At 36.9% G+C, this 20,627-nt stretch carries 21 protein-coding genes, 1 pseudogene and 2 other annotated features; of the genes and pseudogenes, 14 read left to right on the top strand and 8 right to left on the bottom strand.

Going from position 1 to position 20,627, the window contains the following annotated elements:
- Positions 1–35 precede the first annotated feature (35 nt).
- From cotY to AC0L0O_RS18715, 5 genes are all read right to left on the bottom strand, one after another.
- On the bottom strand, positions 36–506 hold the full coding sequence (gene cotY / locus AC0L0O_RS18735; protein ID WP_001984481.1) for a spore coat protein CotY: 471 nt from the start codon (positions 504–506) through the stop codon (positions 36–38).
- A 142-nt stretch (positions 507–648) separates the two neighbouring features.
- The gene (locus AC0L0O_RS18730) at positions 649–2,715 is read right to left on the bottom strand and encodes an ATP-dependent helicase (protein ID WP_131371738.1); all 2,067 of its coding nucleotides are present in this window, start codon (positions 2,713–2,715) and stop codon (positions 649–651) included.
- Between the two features lie 99 nt (positions 2,716–2,814).
- Complete coding sequence (locus AC0L0O_RS18725; RefSeq protein WP_000543277.1) at positions 2,815–3,237, bottom strand: GNAT family N-acetyltransferase; 423 nt, start codon at positions 3,235–3,237, stop codon at positions 2,815–2,817.
- Between the two features lies 1 nt (position 3,238).
- A complete protein-coding gene (locus AC0L0O_RS18720) occupies positions 3,239–3,757 on the bottom strand; it encodes a YjcG family protein (protein WP_000765875.1) in 519 nt (172 codons plus the stop codon).
- A gap of 92 nt (positions 3,758–3,849) precedes the next feature.
- Positions 3,850–4,581 carry an alpha/beta hydrolase gene (locus tag AC0L0O_RS18715; RefSeq protein WP_001076841.1) on the bottom strand — a complete coding sequence of 244 codons (732 nt, stop codon included), beginning with the start codon at positions 4,579–4,581 and terminating at the stop codon, positions 3,850–3,852.
- A 203-nt stretch (positions 4,582–4,784) separates the two neighbouring features.
- Between AC0L0O_RS18715 and AC0L0O_RS18710 the strand changes: the two genes are divergently transcribed.
- On the top strand, positions 4,785–5,696 hold the full coding sequence (locus AC0L0O_RS18710) for a DMT family transporter (protein ID WP_000808254.1): 912 nt from the start codon (positions 4,785–4,787) through the stop codon (positions 5,694–5,696).
- 148 nt (positions 5,697–5,844) lie between these two features.
- A complete protein-coding gene (locus AC0L0O_RS18705) occupies positions 5,845–6,240 on the top strand; it encodes a PH domain-containing protein (protein WP_042332878.1) in 396 nt (131 codons plus the stop codon).
- 24 nt (positions 6,241–6,264) lie between these two features.
- On the opposite strand, the gene AC0L0O_RS18700 is transcribed toward AC0L0O_RS18705, so the two are convergent.
- Both AC0L0O_RS18700 and putP read right to left on the bottom strand, forming a co-directional pair.
- Positions 6,265–6,663 (bottom strand): Ig-like domain-containing protein, encoded by a 399-nt coding sequence (locus AC0L0O_RS18700; RefSeq protein WP_000878722.1) that lies wholly within the window; start codon positions 6,661–6,663, stop codon positions 6,265–6,267.
- 270 nt (positions 6,664–6,933) lie between these two features.
- Entirely contained in the window at positions 6,934–8,412 is a 1,479-nt protein-coding gene (putP, locus tag AC0L0O_RS18695) for a sodium/proline symporter PutP (protein ID WP_000107217.1), read from the bottom strand.
- A 306-nt stretch (positions 8,413–8,718) separates the two neighbouring features.
- Positions 8,719–8,956 (top strand) — a binding site (T-box leader).
- A gap of 42 nt (positions 8,957–8,998) precedes the next feature.
- Positions 8,999–9,243 (top strand) — a binding site (T-box leader).
- 52 nt (positions 9,244–9,295) lie between these two features.
- On the opposite strand from putP, the gene trpE reads away from it, so the two are divergent.
- From trpE to AC0L0O_RS18645, 10 genes are all read left to right on the top strand, one after another.
- The gene (trpE, locus tag AC0L0O_RS18690) at positions 9,296–10,714 is read left to right on the top strand and encodes an anthranilate synthase component I (protein ID WP_001984374.1); all 1,419 of its coding nucleotides are present in this window, start codon (positions 9,296–9,298) and stop codon (positions 10,712–10,714) included.
- Positions 10,711–11,298 (top strand): aminodeoxychorismate/anthranilate synthase component II, encoded by a 588-nt coding sequence (locus tag AC0L0O_RS18685; protein WP_000636333.1) that lies wholly within the window; start codon positions 10,711–10,713, stop codon positions 11,296–11,298. Before trpE ends, AC0L0O_RS18685 begins: the two co-directional genes overlap by 4 nt.
- Complete coding sequence (gene trpD / locus AC0L0O_RS18680; RefSeq protein WP_001067352.1) at positions 11,295–12,320, top strand: anthranilate phosphoribosyltransferase; 1,026 nt, start codon at positions 11,295–11,297, stop codon at positions 12,318–12,320. Before AC0L0O_RS18685 ends, trpD begins: the two co-directional genes overlap by 4 nt.
- 1 nt (position 12,321) lies before the next feature.
- Positions 12,322–13,083, top strand: coding sequence for an indole-3-glycerol phosphate synthase TrpC (gene trpC, locus AC0L0O_RS18675; protein WP_428889282.1), 762 nt, complete (start codon positions 12,322–12,324; stop codon positions 13,081–13,083).
- Entirely contained in the window at positions 13,080–13,694 is a 615-nt protein-coding gene (gene trpF, locus AC0L0O_RS18670) for an N-(5'phosphoribosyl)anthranilate isomerase (RefSeq protein ID WP_000865111.1), read from the top strand. Before trpC ends, trpF begins: the two co-directional genes overlap by 4 nt.
- Positions 13,691–14,884 (top strand): tryptophan synthase subunit beta, encoded by a 1,194-nt coding sequence (gene trpB / locus AC0L0O_RS18665; RefSeq protein ID WP_428889283.1) that lies wholly within the window; start codon positions 13,691–13,693, stop codon positions 14,882–14,884. The genes trpF and trpB overlap by 4 nt, the downstream gene beginning before the upstream one ends.
- A 3-nt stretch (positions 14,885–14,887) precedes the next feature.
- Positions 14,888–15,664 (top strand): tryptophan synthase subunit alpha, encoded by a 777-nt coding sequence (gene trpA / locus AC0L0O_RS18660; protein WP_000537938.1) that lies wholly within the window; start codon positions 14,888–14,890, stop codon positions 15,662–15,664.
- A 74-nt stretch (positions 15,665–15,738) separates the two neighbouring features.
- Positions 15,739–16,098, top strand: coding sequence for a DUF4029 domain-containing protein (locus AC0L0O_RS18655; protein ID WP_000946140.1), 360 nt, complete (start codon positions 15,739–15,741; stop codon positions 16,096–16,098).
- A gap of 114 nt (positions 16,099–16,212) precedes the next feature.
- A complete protein-coding gene (locus AC0L0O_RS18650) occupies positions 16,213–17,712 on the top strand; it encodes an L-lactate permease (RefSeq protein ID WP_000996228.1) in 1,500 nt (499 codons plus the stop codon).
- A 92-nt stretch (positions 17,713–17,804) separates the two neighbouring features.
- On the top strand, positions 17,805–18,488 hold the full coding sequence (locus tag AC0L0O_RS18645) for a YukJ family protein (protein WP_264456049.1): 684 nt from the start codon (positions 17,805–17,807) through the stop codon (positions 18,486–18,488).
- Between the two features lie 14 nt (positions 18,489–18,502).
- Here AC0L0O_RS18645 and AC0L0O_RS18640 read toward each other — a convergent pair whose 3' ends face one another.
- A complete protein-coding gene (locus tag AC0L0O_RS18640) occupies positions 18,503–19,336 on the bottom strand; it encodes a hypothetical protein (RefSeq protein ID WP_072180304.1) in 834 nt (277 codons plus the stop codon).
- Between the two features lie 197 nt (positions 19,337–19,533).
- Between AC0L0O_RS18640 and AC0L0O_RS18635 the strand changes: the two genes are divergently transcribed.
- A complete protein-coding gene (locus tag AC0L0O_RS18635) occupies positions 19,534–20,319 on the top strand; it encodes a zinc ribbon domain-containing protein (protein WP_000649874.1) in 786 nt (261 codons plus the stop codon).
- Positions 20,320–20,395: 76 nt separating this feature from the next.
- Positions 20,396–20,562: pseudogene (locus AC0L0O_RS18630) on the top strand (YARHG domain-containing protein); the annotation flags it as partial.
- Between the last annotated feature and the right edge of the window lie 65 nt (positions 20,563–20,627).

The following is a 20,627-nucleotide window of genomic DNA, read 5'->3' as shown; positions in this document are numbered from 1 at the left end:
TGCCACCCAATCCATGCTTAACTCATTATTTAGTTTTAAATCGTAACATCACGCAAGCATTGAATCGCACAGAAGCAACTTAAATCAACAGTAAGACAAGTGTTAGTCGATATTAATCTTGCATTTGGTACAGCTAGGAATGTACAGATTGGATCGTCGGTAGGTGGTACAGGAGAAGTATCACCTAATACTACACTTAATACACGCAATACAGCGCAATCATCATCATCTATACTCTCGACACGGAAAATTGGAGATCGGCAGCTAGTAAGGTTTGCAGAAGGTGCAAATGCTTCAAAAGGTGCTCCAGCTTTTGTGTATAAAATAAAAGGACGCGTATTTGCTACGGATGCGCTATTATGTGCTCCTAAAAAGGGAACTTCGCAACCAGATCCGCATGTTGTAGTTGCGCATTCTTGTAATTCATGTATAAAACGAACGACATTTGATACACAGTTGAAATCACAATCATGGTGATGATGGTCTTCGTTACAATTGCAGCTCATTATGTTCACTCCTTCTCGTGAGTTCTGACATACACTACTACAATATGAACGGGATATGGTTGATATTACGTTAATTCTTACGATAAAAGCAGGGAATTTATATAGTAGGGATGTACATAATACAATATAAAAAAAGACATCCTTATTTAGTGGATGTCTTTTCAGGTAAATCTTTTCGCACAGTGTATAAAAAACGAGATATGTCTAATTTTTTTCCTCTAAAAAATTGCGGAGAGGAAATGTACAGTTCTTCCTTTGCACGTGTAATCGCGACATAAAGTAGTCGGCGTTCTTCTTCTAAAGCTTCAGAAGTCTCTGTAACACGATCATTTGCATCTTTTAAAGAAGACGTGTGAGGCAGAATACCATCGCTCGCTCCAAGTAAAAAGACGCATGGAAATTCAAGACCTTTTGCGTTATGAATAGACATAAGCGAAACAGCATCTTTTTGCGGCATTGTTTTTAATGCTTCCATTTCTTTTTGCCCTTGAATGGCTTCATCAACAAATTGTAAATAAGCTGGAATGTCGGTGAAACGATTTGCCGACTCCATTAATTCTTCTAACATTTCTTCTTGTATATCTTTATGCATCGTAAAGGAAGAACGATCGTTACTTTGTAAGTACTCTAAATACTTTCCTTTACCATGAATAATTTCTTTTAAAGCTTTCTTCGGTTCTAATTCTTTTATAAATTTAATAAAATCGATACGCTCATTTACCTTTTTCACTTGAAAAGGTTTTAAGCTTGGATTTAATAATAAGAAATGAAGAAGAGAAGGAAAACGACCTTCACCATATTTCCATTGTTCACGTTCAATAAATGAAATACAATCATCACGCCCGATATACATCGTTGGCAATATATTTGAAAGTGATTCTAATCGAAACGGCTCAATTACGAGTCGTAAATGATCTAATACAGGCTTAATTAAAGAATGTTCATAAAATGACTGACTCGCGCCGTGCTTAATGAACGGGATTTTATGAATGGTAAGCTGATCAAGTAACGAACGGCTTACAGAATGTGTGCGATATAGTAAACAAAAATCTTTATAGTTTCGTTCACCGCTATCTACCTTTCCTTGAATGAGCTGCAAAATTTGATTTGCTTCATCAAGAGTCGTAGCCGGTCTTGCGTAAAAAGGTTGTACACCTTCTTCGCGTACAGAATATAGCTCTTTATCAAAACGCTCTTGATTTAGTTTGATAACTTCATTTCCAAGTCCGACAATAAAAGGATTGGATCGATAATTCGTATTAAGGGCAATAATCGTAGTGTTATCAAATTCTTTTGGGAAAGATAAAATAATTTGGTGACTTGCTCCTCGCCAGCCATATATCGCCTGATCGTCATCACCTGCGATAAACAAATTATTTCTTGGCGAAGCTAACAACTTTACAATTTCATATTGTGCATACGATGTATCTTGGAACTCATCTACTTCAATATAGTGAAAACGTTGTTGTAATTGGGTAAGTAAAGGAGCATTATTTTCTAACATATAATATGTTTCTAATAAGATGTCATCGAAATCGATATAGTTATATCGTTGTTTCACTTCTTCAAAACGCTCGTATACTTCTTTAAATTCTTGTTCAACGGGTGTTTTTGCTTTTACATCTTTCGGGCGATTCAACTTGTTTTTCTCAAGTGAAATCATCGCGAGCATCGTTTCAGCATCATAAGCGTCTTTTAAACGCAATTCTTTTAAAATTTTCTTTATCATAATTTGTTTATGTTTTTCGTTTGCTAAAATTTGCTGATTATATCCTTGACTACGAAGCAATTTTAAAAAGACAGAGTGGAACGTACCGGCAACAACATAGCTACTTGCCGCATGATTCATACCCGGTAAATTCGCTACGCGATTTCGGATTTCTTCAGCCGCTTTTTGTGTAAATGTAAGTAATAAAATATTTCGCGGATGAACTTGTTTTACATTTACTAAATAACCTACGCGAGTTGTTAAAACAGATGTTTTTCCACTTCCGGCACCAGCCAATGTAAGAACAGGACCTTCTGTCGTTCGTACGGCCTCTAATTGTTTTTCGTTTAAAAATACATTTTGCTGTTCGAGAGCGCGAAAATACGCTGCATCTGCATCTTCTTCCATAATTAAATGGGTAGATGTTTTCGGAATATGATATGTTGCACGTGGAATATCAGCGTGCGTTAATGATTTTTGTGAAAATTTTTCTTGTGTCATATATTCACCTTCAAAACTATAGCATCAACATTTAACTTTAGCGGAAGAAAAAGAAAATAGCAATGTAAAAAACAGGAGGGGATACCTCCTGTTTTCAAATTACAATTCTTTTATCATAACGATGTGAGGAATATTTGCTTCCATAAATACATCAGAATTCGTTACATATCCAAGTTTCTTATAGAAATCTTCAGCATGTGTTTGGGCATGCAGCTTTAATTTTGATAGCGAGTTTTCCTTCGCATATGCTTCAAGTGCATCCATAACAATTTTTCCAATGCCTTTTTTACGATGGGAAGCTAGTACGCAAATGCGTTCCATTTTTCCAATTCCATCAATGGTGCGAAAACGCCCAGCACCAACGGGAACATCATTATCATATATAACAACGTGTATGGAAGTTTCTTCAAACTCATCATACTCTTCTTCAGCAGAAACTTGCTGTTCCTTCACAAATACTTGCTTACGTACAGAGAATGCATCTCTTAGTTGTTCGTCCGTTTGTACGATCTGTGCATGCAAATTAGTTGTTCCCCTTTCCAAGGCGGAATGTTTCGTGTACAGTCCATGTTCCATTTTCTAATTGATATAGTAGGTGGAAACGGTCAATTGGTTGTTCGTAATAGAAATCTTTCATACGTAATCGACCTAGTACATCAGCATGCTCTGCATCTGATAAGCCTTGCCCAATTGTTAAATGAGGTACAAAAGCGTATTCGCGTTCTTGTGTAAAGAATCCGTTATGCATTTCCTCATTTAAGAAAGTAAGTTCAGGTGTTTTTTCTACTTTAAAATAAATAACATTATTAACAGGTGCGAATGAACCAACTTTTCCAACATGAAGGGTGAAAGGGTTCGTTTTACTTGCGATTGTATGTAACTCGTTTACAATCGATTCTAATTGTTCATCTTGCGTCTCAAAGGGTGTTTTCAATGTAATATGTGGCGGAACTAATGCGTAGTGTGGATCATAACGTTTACGCAATCCGTTCGCTTTATCTTGAATCATTTTAGATGGAAAAATTACAATGCCTAATTTCATGTTCCAATTCCTCCCTTTGTAAGTCTAGTTAGATTTTGAGAAAATAACTCTCTTAATCTATTATATCAAATTATTCTGAATACTGCTCTCTATTATTTCATTGATAGCATATGAGAGAAAGCTTTCGGTAAATCAGTTTGCCAATATTTCCACGTATGATTGCCTTCAAACTCTTCGTAATGCGTGATGAAATTTCTATCTGTCAGAAGGGTATTAAGCTCACGGTTCGGCCCTACGAAATCAGATACTTGTCCATCAGTGCGCTTTACAGCTGTTTCTTCTGTCCCAATAACGTGATAAAGCTCTAGCGCCTCCGGATTTTTGAAGTCTTTTGCTAAGTTCATTACTGTTTCATCCACAAATGGTGATTGCATAATGACTTTACCGAATGTATGCGGATACATAAGTGCAGTCATGAAGGAAACTGTTCCGCCAAGAGAATCACCAATTAACACACGACCTTTCCCCATTTGGTACGTTGGATAATTTTCATCGATATATGGTGCAAGTTCATGAGCAAGGAAACGAATATACGCAGCGTTTTTTACTTCATTTGGGAAATATTTTTCTTTACGATCGTGTACATTTTTATATGGAATACCGACAATAATTGTACGGTCAATTTCTTCAGTTTCACGAAGGCGCTCAATTACCCGGTGTGCTTTCCCAAGCTGAAAATAATCTCTGCCATCTTGTGCAATGACAACTGTATGTTTGTGCAGCGGTGTGTAATTTACCGGTAAGTAAACGAGAAGTGTAACATCTTCTTGAAGTGATGCACTATAAAATGAAATTTCTTCAATTCTCCCAATTGTTTGATTCATGTAGATCCCCCTAAATAAAAATTTACTGTAATAATTGTAAGAGCGACGCTTGTAGTGAAAAAGAAAGAAATATTCACTAATAGGTGCTTTCATTTCTATTTTACCATAATGGTACGAAGAATCTAAAAAATTAGTATTTAAGTTAGGAAAGAAAACGGATATAATGAAGTGGGATTTTTGACAGGTGAGAGGGGAGACGGAATTTGAAACAAGAAAGGTCAATCGCACTACCATTAGCTATTTCTATTATAGCCATTTCATTCGCAGCAGTTTTTGTAAAGATGTCCTCAGCACCATCTTCCATATTAAGTATGTATCGCTTATGGATTATCGTACTTATAATGCTGCCTATCGTTTGGAAAAAACGGGAAGAGTTCAGTAAGATTCAAATAAAAGATTGGGGATTTTTAATTGGATCTGGTTTCTTTTTAGCACTTCATTTTCTTTTATGGTTTGAATCTTTAAAGCATACAACAGTTGCAAGTTCGACAATTATTTTAGCGCTTCAACCAATCGTATCTTTAGTTGGCGGTTTTTTCTTATTTAAAGAAAGAACAACATACTCAGCCATTGCGACAATGGGAATTGCGATATTAGGTGTAGTGTGTATTGGTTGGGGAGATTTAGGACTAAGTGAACAAGCAATTTATGGAGATATATTATCCTTTTTAAGTGTAATAGCAGTAGTTGGTTATTTATTTATCGGCCAAACGACAGTAAAGAAAGTATCACACTGGATTTACAGCTTTACAGTTTTTGCATTCGCAGGTATTTTTATGGGAATGTATAATATAGTACTGCAAGTGCCTTTTACAGGTTATACGAAGTGGGATTGGACCGTTTTTCTTTTACTTGCTGTTGTGCCGACAGTGTCACATGTCATTAATAATTGGTTATTAAACTACGTAAATGCAACAACAATATCGATGAGTATTTTAGGGGAACCAGTTGGAGCATCTATACTAGCATTCTTCTTACTTGGGGAAAGATTAAATGCAATGCAAATGATCGGTAGCATGCTCGTCTTATTTGGTGTGTCTGTTTTCTTATTGCAACAACAAAAACGAACAGCAAAAGATGTGGTGAACGAACCAGTATATACGCAGGAATTATAATAGTAGAGGAGAAAAGAGAAGTTGTGATACTTCTCTTTTTGTTTTATCCCGGTATTTGTAGGAGTTCTACTGCCTCTAAAATGCCGGGGTGGTGAGAACGAATTATCGTATCATTTTATAGAAATTTAGATAAAGAAGGGGGAGGGAAATGGAATTTCCATCAAAAAAGGATGCATGGTTATACCCAATCTTGTTTATTGTTGTAGGTGCCTGCTTTGCTCCAATATTTGCAGGAAGAGAATATTTTCTGTTATTTTTCACAATCCCATTAGCTATATTATTTATGTGGAGTTGGTTTTCAACAAAATATATTGTCGGAGAAGAAACCATTACTATTAGATCAGGTTTCGTTAAAAAGCGCATATTTATACGAGACATAAAACAAATTTCAAATACGAAAAATCCAATAGCAGCTTATGCATTGTCATTTGATCGACTTGAAATTGTTTACGGCGCACATCAAACAGAAATCATTTCTCCTAAAGATAAAGAGCAATTTATTAATCATGTAAAAAATAAAAATCCACACATTGAAATAAGGTAAAAGAGTGGCTACGAGGCCACTCTTTTACTTTGGGTTTGTCATATAAGGTTGTACGTGAATGATACATAGATCACGGAACTTTCCTTCAGCAGTTGTAACAATTACGACTGCCCTACCTGCACTTTTTCCAGTAATCGTTACCGTGTCACCTTTTGGATACAGTGTGATAACATCAGCATTCATATTCGTCCAAATAAGTTCTTTATTCGTTGCTTGCATTGGCAAAACGGAAGCTGATAACTCAGTGCTTTGGCCAGTTCTTACTTTTAACTTATTTTTCTCCATATGAACACCGATGACTGAAATAACAGAAGGAGCAATTGAAATTTTAGGTGGATTAGGTTGTATGTTCAAACAAGACGCAGAAGTATTGGTGATAGGTGAAAATTTTCGTGTTTGTTGTTGCTGGAAAGCTGCTAACATGTTGGAGTCCCCTTTCTGTATAAGTGCTGATAGTACTACTATAAAGGAGTAGTGTTACGTTTAATTTAACGAAACATAAAGAAATTGTTAAATTCGAGCAGAAGATTGTCGAACGTTGATAAATTGCAAATTTAATTAGTTCTTACCAATTGGGCAGTTATTTCCCACCTAGCTCCTTCGTATTCGCCGAATTTTGAGGTGTGAGTCTTATTGCCAACAAATAGCGGGATAAAAAGAAAGCTCTGCTATCATAACAGCAGAGCTTTTCCTTTATAGATTATCACTATGTTGTTTTTCGAAATCCTCAAATTGCTCTTCAATTTCTTTTGAAGGCTGTGTTAGTAAACTAACAATTATGATTACTAGTAAACTAATAGTGAAACCAGGAATCATTTCATATAAGAATTCTTTTAAGAATTTGAATTGAGTCCAAATAATGACTGTAGCGGCACCAGAAATCATACCAGCAAGTGCGCCCCACTTCGTCATACGTTTCCAATATAAGCTTAATAAAATAGCAGGTCCGAATGAAGAGCCAAATCCAGCCCAAGCGTATCCAACAAGAGCTAAAATCGTATCATTTTGTTTAAACGCTAATGCACATCCAACTAATGCAATAACAAGTACAGCCATACGGCCGACAAATACAAGCTCTTTATCAGAAGCAGAACGTTTAAAGAAAGTACGATATAAGTCTTCAGTTATGGCACTAGAAGTAACGAGTAACTGAGATGAGATTGTACTCATAATTGCTGCTAAAATAGCGGCTAATAAAAATCCAGTAATAAGCGGGTGGAATAAAATTTTTCCTAGTTCAAGGAAAATTGTCTCTGGATTGGATAGCTTTAATCCTTTGTCTGAGTAGTATGCAATACCGATAAGACCAGTAAACATAGCTCCAACAACAGAGAAAATCATCCAGCTCATACCAATTCGTCTTGCACTTTTAATTTCTTTTACAGAAGAAATTGCCATAAATCGTACGATAATATGTGGTTGTCCAACATAACCAAGGCCCCATGCGAATAATGAAATAATACCTAATACAGAAGTGCCTTTAAAAATGTCTAATAATGTTGGATCAATTGATTTAATTGTGCTAAATGCTGGACCAAGCCCATTTACATTCATAATTGTAACAGTAGGAACAAGAATAAGAGCAATTACCATAATGATTCCTTGCACGAAGTCTGTCCAACTTACTGCTAAGAAACCACCAAATAACGTGTAAGCTACAACAACGCCTGCAACAATGAATAATCCAACATGGTAGTTCATACCAAATGAATTTTCAAATAATACAGCGCCTGAAACTAATCCTGAAGCTACATAAAAAGTAAAGAAAATCATAATAACAAGTCCGGATACTAAGCGTAGCATATGGGATTTGTCTTGGAAGCGATGTTCCAAAAATTCTGGGATAGTAATAGAGTTGTTTGCAATTTCAGAGTAGGTACGTAAGCGAGGAGCAACATATAGCCAGTTTGCGTATGCGCCTAGTGTTAGGCCGATCGCAATCCAACTACTACTTAATCCAACGCTAAACATTGCACCGGGTAAGCCCATTAAAAGCCAACCACTCATATCGGATGCTCCAGCACTTAATGCTGTTACTGCGGGGCCTAGTGTACGCCCGCCAAGCATATAATCTGTTAAGTTGGACGTTCGTTTATAGGCGAAATAGCCAATTACTAACATCCCGAGCATGTAAATAGAGATAGAAGTTAAAGTTAACATCTGCGTACTCATGTAGTTCCCCTTCCTTTTGTCATGTCTTTTGATGCGTTATGCATATTTATAATCTATCATGATTATTCTGAAAAATCCATATAGAAATATGAATTTTCAGAAATGTAAGCGTTTTTCGATGTCATTTTACTTTTTTAATATATAATATTCATACAAAAAACCTTATTTTTAATAGAGTATTTATTATATTTACATAAAAAGAGGTTGTTTTGTCAATATAATATTGAAAGGAGAGAAAAATAAAATTTTTTAAAAAGTATTGACTTGTGAAAAAAGTTAGGTCTATAATGAGTGCAACTTAAAAAAATGCAAGCGTTGATGAAGAAGAGTACACATGATGAACATGTCAGAGAGCTGATGGTTGGTGCGAATCAGTATGGAATTGATGTGGAATGGGCTTCGGAGCTTCCAAACCGAAACGAAAGAAGTAGGCTTTGGCGACATGATCTCATCGATACAAGAGACACGTATTGTTTTTGATACGGTAAAGTGCGTTACGTTCGTAGCGAATTAAGGTGGCACCACGGGAGTACCCGTCCTTTCTATAGGATGAGTACTCCCTTTTTGTGTATAAAAAATTAAATAGATGAAATCGTTTAAGTAAGAAGAGTACGTATATTGGAGACGTTACAGAGAGCCGGGGATAGGTGGGAGCCCGGTGCGGTGCTATATACGGAATGGGCTTACGAGAGGTATGCTGAACAATTATTTTCAGTAGGCAACCCGGGTTCCGCCGTTACAAGGATAAGGTATATATTTTGTACCTGAATAAAGCGGGATGCTTTTGCGTCCAACATGAGGTGGTACCACGGTAAATTTATCGTCCTCTACATATTTTCGATATGTAGAGGACTTTTTTATTTTTCAGGATGAGGTGAAAGGCATGATGACAAAAGAGGAATTTATAAAACAGAAAGAACAAAGAAAAACATTTTTAGTAATCGCTGAAGAAGAAGGAGATAGCATTACGCCAATTTCTTTATATAGACGTATGAAAGGTAAAAAGAAATTTTTATTAGAAAGCTCACAGCTTCATCAAGATAAAGGGCGTTATTCTTACTTAGGTTGTAATCCATATGGTGAAGTGAAAAGTGCTGGTACGGAAGTGGAACGAACCATTTACGGCAGGGCAGAAAAGTTGCAAAGTAACGTACTACAAGTGTTAGAAGAAATAATCGCACCATCACAAGTAGACAGTCCATTTCCATTTTGCGGAGGAGCAGTTGGATACATTGGCTATGACGTCATTCGGCAATATGAAAACATTGGAGCAGATTTACATGATCCATTGAATATTCCAGAAGTACACCTTTTACTGTACCGTGAGTTTATCGTGTATGACCACTTACGCCAAAAGTTGTCGTTTGTATATGTATGCAGGGAAGATGATTCAGCAGATTATGAAGAAGTATACGAAAGGCTGCGAGTATACAAAGAGGAAGTGCTACAGGGAGAAGAAGCGGAAGTAACTGAAATAAGATCAACATTATCATTCACTTCTTCTATAACGGAAAGAGAATTTTGCGTGATGGTAGAAACGGCGAAAGAACACATCGGGGCCGGGGACATATTTCAAGTTGTATTATCTCAGCGTTTGCAAAGCGAATGTATTGGAGATCCATTCGCGTTATATCGAAAACTTCGAATTGCCAATCCATCACCATATATGTTTTATATCGATTTTCAAGATTATGTTGTACTCGGTTCTTCGCCAGAAAGTTTGTTATCAGTAAGGGAGGATAAAGTGATGACGAATCCAATTGCTGGTACGAGGCCGAGAGGGAAAACGAAGGAGGAAGATACGGAGATTGAAAAAGAACTGTTAGAAAATGAGAAAGAGCGAGCGGAGCATATGATGCTTGTAGATCTTGGGCGAAATGATATTGGTAGGGTGAGTGAAATCGGCTCAGTTACGATAGATAAATATATGAAAGTAGAAAAGTATTCTCACGTTATGCACATTGTATCTGAAGTTTACGGAACATTGCGAAAACGGATGAGCGGATTTGATGCATTAGCGTACTGTTTACCAGCGGGGACGGTATCAGGTGCTCCGAAAATTAGAGCGATGGAAATTATAAATGAGCTAGAGAATGAAAAAAGAAATGTGTACGCCGGTGCAGTTGGATACGTTAGTTTTTCAGGGAATCTTGATATGGCGCTCGCCATTCGAACAATGGTTGTAAAGGATGAAAAAGCATACGTTCAGGCAGGAGCGGGTATTGTTTACGATTCAGATCCAGTAGCTGAATATGAAGAAACATTAAATAAAGCGAGAGCGCTATTGGAGGTAATGAAATGATTGTACTTATCGATAATTATGATTCATTCACATATAACTTGTATCAACTATTAGGCGAATACGAAGAAGATATTGTTGTCGTAAGAAATGATCAAATAACGATAGAACAATTAGAAGAAATGAACCCAAAAGGAATTGTGCTTTCGCCAGGACCAGGAAAACCAGAGGAGGCTGGTATTTGTATTGAAGTAATTCGTCATTTTTATAAGAACGTTCCCATATTAGGTATTTGCCTTGGTCATCAAGCAATTATATCAGCATTTGGAGGAGAGATTGTAAGAGCAGAGCGCATTAAACACGGAAAAACATCGCGTGTGAAACATAACGGAACGTCAATCTTTTCGTATGTGACGCAGCCGCTAACAGCGATGCGCTACCATTCTCTTGTTGCCGCACAAACGAGCTTGCCACAATGTTTTGACATACTCGCAATAGCGATGGACGATGGGGAAATTATGGCAGTTCGTCACAATTATTACCCGCTCTTCGGATTACAGTTTCATCCGGAATCAATCGCGACAGAAGAAGGCGGAAAGTTAATACGTGCTTTTTTAGGCGAAGTGAAAGAGGAGGAAAGAGTATGAATAACTATCTTCGTAAATTAGTGGAGGGACAACATTTAACAGAAGAGGAAATGTATAAAGCAGGGCTTCTTTTATTAAATGAAAACATATTGGAAAGTGAAATTGCAGCTTTCTTAGTTTTACTGAAAGCAAAAGGTGAAACTGCAGAAGAAATATACGGTCTCGTTCGAGCTCTTCGCGAAAAGGCATTACCGTTTTCGAATCATATACAAGGCGCGATGGACAATTGCGGGACGGGTGGTGACGGTGCCCAAACGTTTAATATTAGTACAACATCGGCATTCGTACTGGCAGGAGCTGGCGTAAAGGTTGCAAAACATGGTAATCGTGCTGTTTCTAGTAAAACAGGAAGTGCAGATTTATTAGAAGAACTCGGTGTAAACATTAGTAGTACGCCAAACGAAATTGATTATTTATTAAAGCATGTCGGAATCGCATTTTTATTCGCACCAGCGATGCATCCAGCATTAAAGCGCATTATGAAAATAAGAAAAGAATTAAACGTTCCGACGATCTTTAACTTAATTGGACCGTTAACGAATCCGGTAAATTTAGAAACACAATTTGTCGGCATTTATAAACGAGATATGTTACTACCAGTTGCGCAAGTACTACAGAAACTAGGAAGAAAACAAGCACTTGTCGTAAACGGAAGTGGGTTTTTAGATGAAGCATCATTGCAAGGAGAAAATCATGTTGTCATTTTAAAAGATAATGAAATAGTAGAAACGAGTATTGAACCTGAGAAATATGGATTCTCAATAGTGAAAAATGAAGAGATTAGAGGCGGGAATTCGAAGGAAAATGCAAAGATTACGCTCGGAGTATTAAGCGGAGAAAAGAGTGTTTACCGTGATACTGTTTTATTCAATGCAGGGCTTGCTCTTTTCGCAAATGGAAAAGCAAAGACGATTGAAGAAGGAATAACACTCGCAGCACATAGCATTGACTCTGGAAAAGCATTAGCGAAACTAAACTTATTAATTGCAGCAAGTAACGAAAAATTAGAAAGGGTGAATTAAAGTGGGGACGATTTTAGACAAAATTGTAGATCAAAAGAAAAAGGAAGTTGCGGCATTATATGAAACATATACACCAGTAAAAGAGAAAAGAAAAACGCGCTCACTTGTAAAGGCTCTAGAGCAATTTACTGTCATCGCAGAAGTAAAGCGAGCATCACCATCAAAAGGAGATATTAATTTACACGTTGATGTACGAAAACAAGTGAAGACATATGAAGAATGCGGCGCTGGTGCAGTTTCTGTTTTAACAGACGGTCAATTTTTTAAAGGGTCATTTTATGATTTACAAACGGCAAGAGAAGAAAGTAGCATGCCGCTTTTATGTAAAGATTTCATAATCGATAAGATTCAAATTGATAGAGCGTATGAAGCTGGTGCAGATATTATTTTACTAATCGTAGCGGCGTTAACGAAAGAGAAATTAAAAGAGTTGTATAGCTACGTACTAGAAAAAGGATTAGAAGCGATTGTTGAAGTTCATGATGAACAGGAATTAGAAATTGCAATTCAATTAAATCCGCACGTTATCGGTATTAACAACCGTAATTTAAAAACATTCGAAGTCGATTTAAGTCAAACAGAAAAGCTTGGAAAACGATTAAATGAGGAGAAATTACTTTGGATTAGTGAGAGCGGGATTCATTCAAAAGAAGACATAATCCGCGTTAAACGAGCTGGGGCAAAAGGTGTATTAGTTGGAGAAGCGCTTATGACATCGTCTTCTATTCATACCTTTTTTGAAGATTGTAAGGTGAACATATGAAAGTGAAAATTTGCGGTATCACTGATATGGAAACAGCAAAACGTGCTTGCGAATACGGAGCTGATGCACTTGGATTTGTTTTTGCAGAAAGTAAGCGGAAAATTACTCCAGGGCTAGCGAAAGAAATCATTCAGGAACTTCCAGCCAACGTGTTAAAAATCGGTGTTTTCGTAAATGAATCAGTAGAAGTAATCCAGAAAATTACAGGGAATTGCGGATTAACACATGTACAACTACATGGGGGTGAAGACAATCATCAAATCAGAAGATTGAATATTCCGTCTATAAAGTCACTGGGAGTAACTTCAGAGAGTGATATGAAAAACGCTCAAGGGTATGAAACGGACTATATATTATTTGATAGCCCGAAGGAAAAGTTTCATGGAGGGAATGGAAAGGCATTTCCTTGGGAGTTACTTGCGCATATGCCAAAAGAATTACGAGAGAAAACGATATTAGCTGGTGGATTAAACACTCTTAATATAGAAGAAGCAATTCGAACTGTTCGGCCATATATGGTTGATGTGAGCAGCGGAGTAGAGACAGAAGGAAAGAAAGATGTAGAGAAAATAAAACAATTTATTATAAAAGCGAAGGAGTGTTCTAAATGAACTACGCATATCCAGATGAAAAAGGTCACTACGGTATATACGGAGGACGATACGTTCCAGAAACGTTAATGCAATCTGTATTAGAACTAGAAGAAGCATATAAAGAGGCGATGGAAGATGAAGCATTTCAAAAGGAATTAAATCATTATTTAAAAACGTATGTCGGAAGAGAAACACCGCTTTATTTCGCTGAGAATATGACGGAGTATTGCGGAGGTGCAAAGATTTATTTAAAACGTGAAGATTTGAACCATACAGGAGCTCATAAAATTAACAATACAATTGGTCAGGCACTTCTTGCGGTGCGAATGGGCAAGAAAAAAGTTGTCGCTGAAACAGGGGCTGGACAACACGGTGTTGCAACAGCTACGGTATGTGCCCTTCTCGGTTTAGAGTGCGTCATCTTTATGGGAAAAGAAGATGTGAGACGTCAAAAATTAAATGTGTTTCGAATGGAATTACTCGGAGCGAAAGTAGAAAGTGTAGCGGCAGGTAGCGGTACATTAAAAGATGCGGTAAACGAGGCGCTTCGTTACTGGGTTTCACACGTGCATGATACGCACTACATTATGGGATCTGTTCTCGGACCGCATCCATTCCCGCAAATTGTCCGTGATTTCCAAAGTGTAATTGGGAATGAGACGAAAAAACAATATGAAGCGTTAGAAGGAAAGTTACCAGAAGCAGTCGTTGCTTGCATTGGTGGTGGGAGTAACGCAATGGGAATGTTTTATCCGTTTGTACATGATGAAGAAGTTGCTCTTTACGGCGTAGAAGCAGCTGGAAAAGGTGTTCATACAGAAAAGCATGCAGCAACTTTAACGAAAGGAAGCGTCGGCGTTTTACACGGATCGATGATGTATCTTCTGCAAAATGAAGAAGGACAAATTCAAGAAGCGCACTCTATTTCAGCAGGACTTGATTACCCAGGTGTTGGTCCAGAACATAGCTTGCTAAAAGATATTGGCCGCGTTTCTTATCATTCCATTACTGATGATGAGGCGTTAGAAGCGTTTCAGTTATTAACGAAAAAAGAAGGGATTATCCCGGCGTTAGAAAGCTCGCATGCTGTCGCATACGCATTAAAATTAGCGCCGCAAATGAAGGAAGATGAAGGACTTGTCATTTGTTTATCCGGCCGTGGTGATAAAGATGTAGAGAGTATAAAACGTTACATGGAAGAGGTGTAAAAAATGGGAGTAGAAAGAATTAAAGCAGCATTTGAAAATGGTAAGAAAGCATTTATTCCGTACGTAATGGGCGGAGATGGTGGCCTTGAAATATTAAAAGAAAGAATTCGTTTTCTAGACGAAGCGGGAGCAAGCATCGTTGAAATTGGTATCCCGTTTTCAGACCCAGTCGCAGATGGCCCAACGATTCAAAGAGCAGGGAAACGAGCGCTAGATAGCGGTGTAACAGTAAAAGGCATTTTTCAAGCATTAATAGAGGTAAGGAAAGAAGTGCAAATTCCGTTTGTACTCATGACATATTTAAATCCAGTACTTGCATTCGGGAAAGAACGATTTATCGAGAACTGTATGGAAGCAGGTGTAGACGGCATCATCGTTCCAGACTTACCGTATGAAGAACAAGACATTATTGCTCCGTTACTTCGAGAGGCAAACATTGCGCTCATTCCACTTGTTACTGTTACGAGCCCAATTGAGCGAATCAAAAAAATTACGAGTGAATCAGAAGGATTTGTCTACGCCGTTACAGTAGCGGGCGTAACAGGAGTACGTCAAAATTTTAAAGATGAGATTCATAGTTACTTAGAAAAAGTGAAATCGCATACACATTTACCGGTAGTGGCAGGGTTCGGTATTTCAACAAAGGAACATGTGGAAGAAATGGTTACAATATGTGATGGTGTTGTCGTTGGAAGTAAAGTGATTGAGCTATTAGAAAATGAAAAACGAGAAGAAATATGTGAATTCATACAGGCAACAAAACAAAAAGAAGAGGCGTAAGTCTCTTCTTTTTGTTTTGTGTAATAAATGTTAAAATATACAGAAAATACATATAATTTAGAGGGTGAGAAAGCATGCTAAGACGAAAACTACTATATCTACTTTTAACTGTACCACTATACGCTTGGCTCATTAGCATGACGAAAATAGAATTGATGGCTTTATTTTTAGGATATGTATTCATCTTTTCCAACTTAAATCGCATTCAAGAGCAATCTATTTTAGAAATATGTATATTTTCGATTAGTATAGAATTATTTAGTATCGTTTCGATTATATTGTTAAATGAATTATTCCGATGGATCCATTCATTTGAATTAATGAAATTTGGGAATGTTGTATTGCAAGTAATATGTGCTTATATTGTGTTTGTTGTGTTAGACAAAATAGTCGGCCAGCAGACAGTTTTTCAGGATAATAGAAAATGGGAGTGATCCAAAAAAGAGCCAAACGGCTCTTTTTTGAAACTGTTGTAAAAACAATTGAAAATTATGACATCTGTTATATAATAGTTAAAAATTGTATTTTAAACGAAATGAGATGATAACATGGCCATATTGTTGGCACTTATCCCAATTATGATGATTTTCATTTGTTTATTTTTATTTAAACAAACGTCATTAAGATCCTCGTTAATTTCTTATGCGGTATGTGTTGGAATCGTTTTACTCTCGCCAACGTTTCAATTAGGGATAAGTGAAACTGTGCACGCAACGATTAAAGGGTGGTTAATTTGTTTTATTGTCGGGTACGTTTTATTTTTCGGTATTTTTTTATTTCACCTCATGAACAAAATGGGGTACATCGACCAAGTAGCACGTTTTCTAGAAGAAGTTACCCATGATCGTTTATTACAAATGCTGCTTATGTGTTTTGGTATTTGCCCACTAATTGAATCGGTAAGTGGATTCGGAATTGGCTTTATGGTTGCAGCACCTATTTTTCTTTCATTAGGTTATAAACCGTTTCAAGCTGTACTGCTCTCTTTTATCGGCTTACTAGCTAGTTCATGGGGCGCAATGGCAACTGGTACGATTATCGGTTCCCAGCTCATCAATATGCCGCTTACAACACTCGGTACAAATACAGCGCTATTAAGTATCCCGATGTTTGCTTATTTCGTCATTCTTTCTTTACACGTTGTTGGCGGCTGGCAAGCGGTTATTGAAAAGTGGAAGGAAGGATTCGGTTTCTTTCTATTATTTTCTCTCGGAATCTATCTTTCTAACGCATACGTAAGCGTGGAACTAGCAGGTATATTAAGTTCTATCGTTACCATTACATTTGGCTTTCTTATCATTAAAGTAAAAGGAAAAAGTGGGCAAAATCTAATGACAGAACATGCTGCGGCAACGGAAAGAGAAGTATCTATTATAAAAATTATTAGCCCTTATATATTCTTAACCGTTTGTATTTTACTTTCTCGCCTCGTACCAGCATTGCATGATGTATTTAGATCATATGCGGTTCTTGATTTAAAATCATATTCTTACAAATTAGAAATGCTGTATTCACCAGGATTTTGGCTCGGTATGACTTGTTTATTTACTATTATTTTCTTCCGCATTCCATCTCATATTATGAAACAATCACTCTTACAAACGATAAAACAATGGATCCCGTTCGCTATTACAACGACAATGTTTATTGCTATTTCAGAACTAATGGGCGCATCTGGCATGCATTCATTATTAGCAAAAACAGCTGGTGACACATTTGGAACATTTTTCGTTTTCGTTGCTCCATTCATCGGTGGTATCGGTGGCTTTTTAACAGGTAGCAATGCAGGATCAAATGCGATGTTCATAAAACTACAAATGCAAACCGCACAAAACGTAGCGCTCCCGTGGCAATACGTCACAACACTGCAAAACACCGCATCGTCAGTAGCGACAATCGCTTGCCCGTCACGGATTACACTAGGTGCGTATTTATGTAACATCCCGTATCGTGAAAATGAACTATTAAAGAAGACGACATTAATGATTTTTGGTGCGGTATTACTTATAGTAGTGGAAGTTATTTTCTGGTATATGTTGAGAAATTAAAAATTCTCCTATATTTAGGAGGATTTTTTTTGTTACTGGATAATGCTTTAAATTATGAAAAGCTGCTACTAAATGAATAGGAGATGAAATGTATGGCCCTAAAAAACTACGGCGTTTTAAAAGGTACAGCTATACAATCAAAGATGGGAAAAGGGAAAACACCTCATTATCAAGTTCATTTACAAGGCGAAGCAGAAGTAGATTATCGCATTGCAATTAACGTAAAATCGCAAAGTTATCCGTCAGAAGTTTTATATTTTGCGAGTAACGATATTCGGTCAGAGGCGATTCATATTTTACCGACATTGCCATTTGGTTTTACAGAAATAAAAAACAATGAGCCGAAAGTAGCTTTAGACTACGTAAGAGGTAATGTATTTGATTCGAAACAAATGATTCCTTTACCTGCTGAAAAAGCAGGAGTAGACAATGATTTAAATGAAAAAATAGAACGTTATATAAAACGAGCAATAGAAGAAAAAGCAATTATTTATGCGTTTGGTGAAAGATGGGGACCCGAAGAAAATACACCCGACTCTTACTTTCATTTCGAACCAGGAAACGGGATACACGATATTCACATGAATCAAGGAAATGTAGAGAAATGGAAAGGTGATAATGGTATATGGCAAGACGGAGGAATACTTATTCAATTTGAAAAGGAAGAAGAATGGGTCGGTATCTTTCTTGCCTTCCAATCCCAGTCATGGTGTACCGATGAAGGGGGACATGCTCGTGTGCCGGTTGAGCATTGTGATTATAAGAGGAATAATTGAGAAGAAGAGGGCGTTCAAAAAGAACGCCCTCCTCTTATTTTATAAACCCCAAAACTAACAAGTGTAGAAATACAAGAGAACAGCAGTGCCACACTAGAAAACGCAATGAGATACATATTATACTTCATCACTTTTCCAATTAGTTGGTTGCTATCATACTGAAACAGTCCCGCTATGATGTTGAATAAAAATAACACGATAAACATGACGATGACACCGTCTATTGATCCTTTAATGTCTGGTTTACTTAAAGCGATATGGGCAGAAATACAAATGGCGATAAATAAAAATAGCCAAAAGGAAGGATTCAATAAGTTACCTATTGTAAATAAGCTTTTCAATAATACGAAAGTCGATAAGAGCATGTTTTGCAACATTTCTAAATTAATAGAAGTAGTAGCGATTGTTTTTTCGAGAGCGGTATTAAATAAGAAATATGAATCTGGTACGAAATAGCGCATTAAAAGGATTAATGCGGTAATACCAGAAATAATAGGCCCGATGCCGATAAAGAAGTTCCCAATTCGTTGATATACACTTTTTTGATTGTATTGATGTTGTACGTAGCCTAAAGCGCCCTGACTTGTATCTGTTGGGAAAAACTGCGTTGCTACAATTTTATGACGAAATAGTACACACATAATGGCATGTCCAAGTTCGTGAATAGGGACACCAATCCAAGCTGTTAAAAGGAAGCCTTTTCTTCCAAAAGCTCTCGACCAATACATTCGTGTGAGAGATTCTAAATAGCCTAATAGAAATCCAATTACAATGATAACGCCAATTAAGGAAAATAATTGGATTACGCTTGTAAGGAGTATTTGAAAAATTGAGTTTACCAATTCCATTGCCAGTCATCCAATCTGTTAGAAACATTATTTATTCTGTTTCATAATAGCATTTTTTTTCAAGATTGCTAGCACATATATTTTCTTTCGGAAGGAGGATTTCAGAATCTTTTTCTTGTAGTCATGTTTTATGTACAAAGTCATATATTGAATTTGTAACACCCTATATGGTATCTGCTTAAGGGGGGAATGCGAGAATGAAATGTCTGGCGTGTCATACAGAAAATGCAACAAAGGCAAAGTTTTGCGGGAATTGTGGACATTCGTTGACGGAGGGGGCAATAGCGAGTAGTTCACAGGAAGAAGGTGAGCAACAAGTACGCGTAGAACAAGCGAAGGAAACTCGTCCGAATGAAACGGTAGAGAAAGCGAAGCGATTTGCGAGTGGGTATTTTCAGTTTTTTAAACATGCTTTCAAAGCACCAACAGCGATTATGAAAAGCGGCAAGGTTGAAGTACGAAATGGAATTGTAAGTCTTGTTCTTATTTGTTTTTTAGGAGCATGTATTTTTTATAGAATGATGAGTGCTGGGGCAGCACTTACGAGAACATTAGCACCAGATTTATCTACTCCTTCTTTCTTTGGAGACTCTATAACGGTCTTTTTATTTTTACTAATTTTAACTTTATTTGTCGGATTTATTATTTTTGTAAGTGGAAAGATGATGAAATCTTCATTTTCATTTCTTGAAGTATTCGGTGTGTGGGGAACGATAGCGACGCCAGCTATTGCTATATTAGTTCTTTCTTTTCTGTTTAGCTTTTTATTAATCTTTTTCTTACCAATCTTATTAGGGCTGGCTACAACGTATATGTCAATTAGTATAATTGTCGCTATAGTAAAGCTAGATAACGGCGGATTAGACCTTATTTATACACTTCTTATCGCAAATGTTTTAATCGGAATTGCAACATTCATTGTACTGTGGTCTTACATTAGCACGATAATTCAAACCTTTACACAGGGATTCACTGGCTTCTAACGAAAAGGTGGATGAATGTATGTACAAAGTGTGGCACTCATTTTGAAGACGGTGTTCAATTTTGTCAAAACCTCAGTATGTATATAATGGCTTCATCTTTCCTGATAGTGATATCCGAAAATTAACGAGTGGGGACTTAACATATTTATCGAAAGAACAATTGAAAATAGAGAGAAACGAAATATACGCAAGGCATGGACATATTTTTCAAAGCAGTCTTGGTATAGAGAAAATCCGTATTAGACAGGAAAGCTAACGGCTATTGAATCTTATAATGTGGAACTCATTAAATCAAGAGAATAGAACAC

The sequence above is a fragment of the Bacillus sp. GS3m_15504 genome (genome assembly GCF_055825275.1).
Note: the sequence above shows the minus strand (reverse complement) of the source record. Positions and strands in the feature narration are given on the sequence as shown.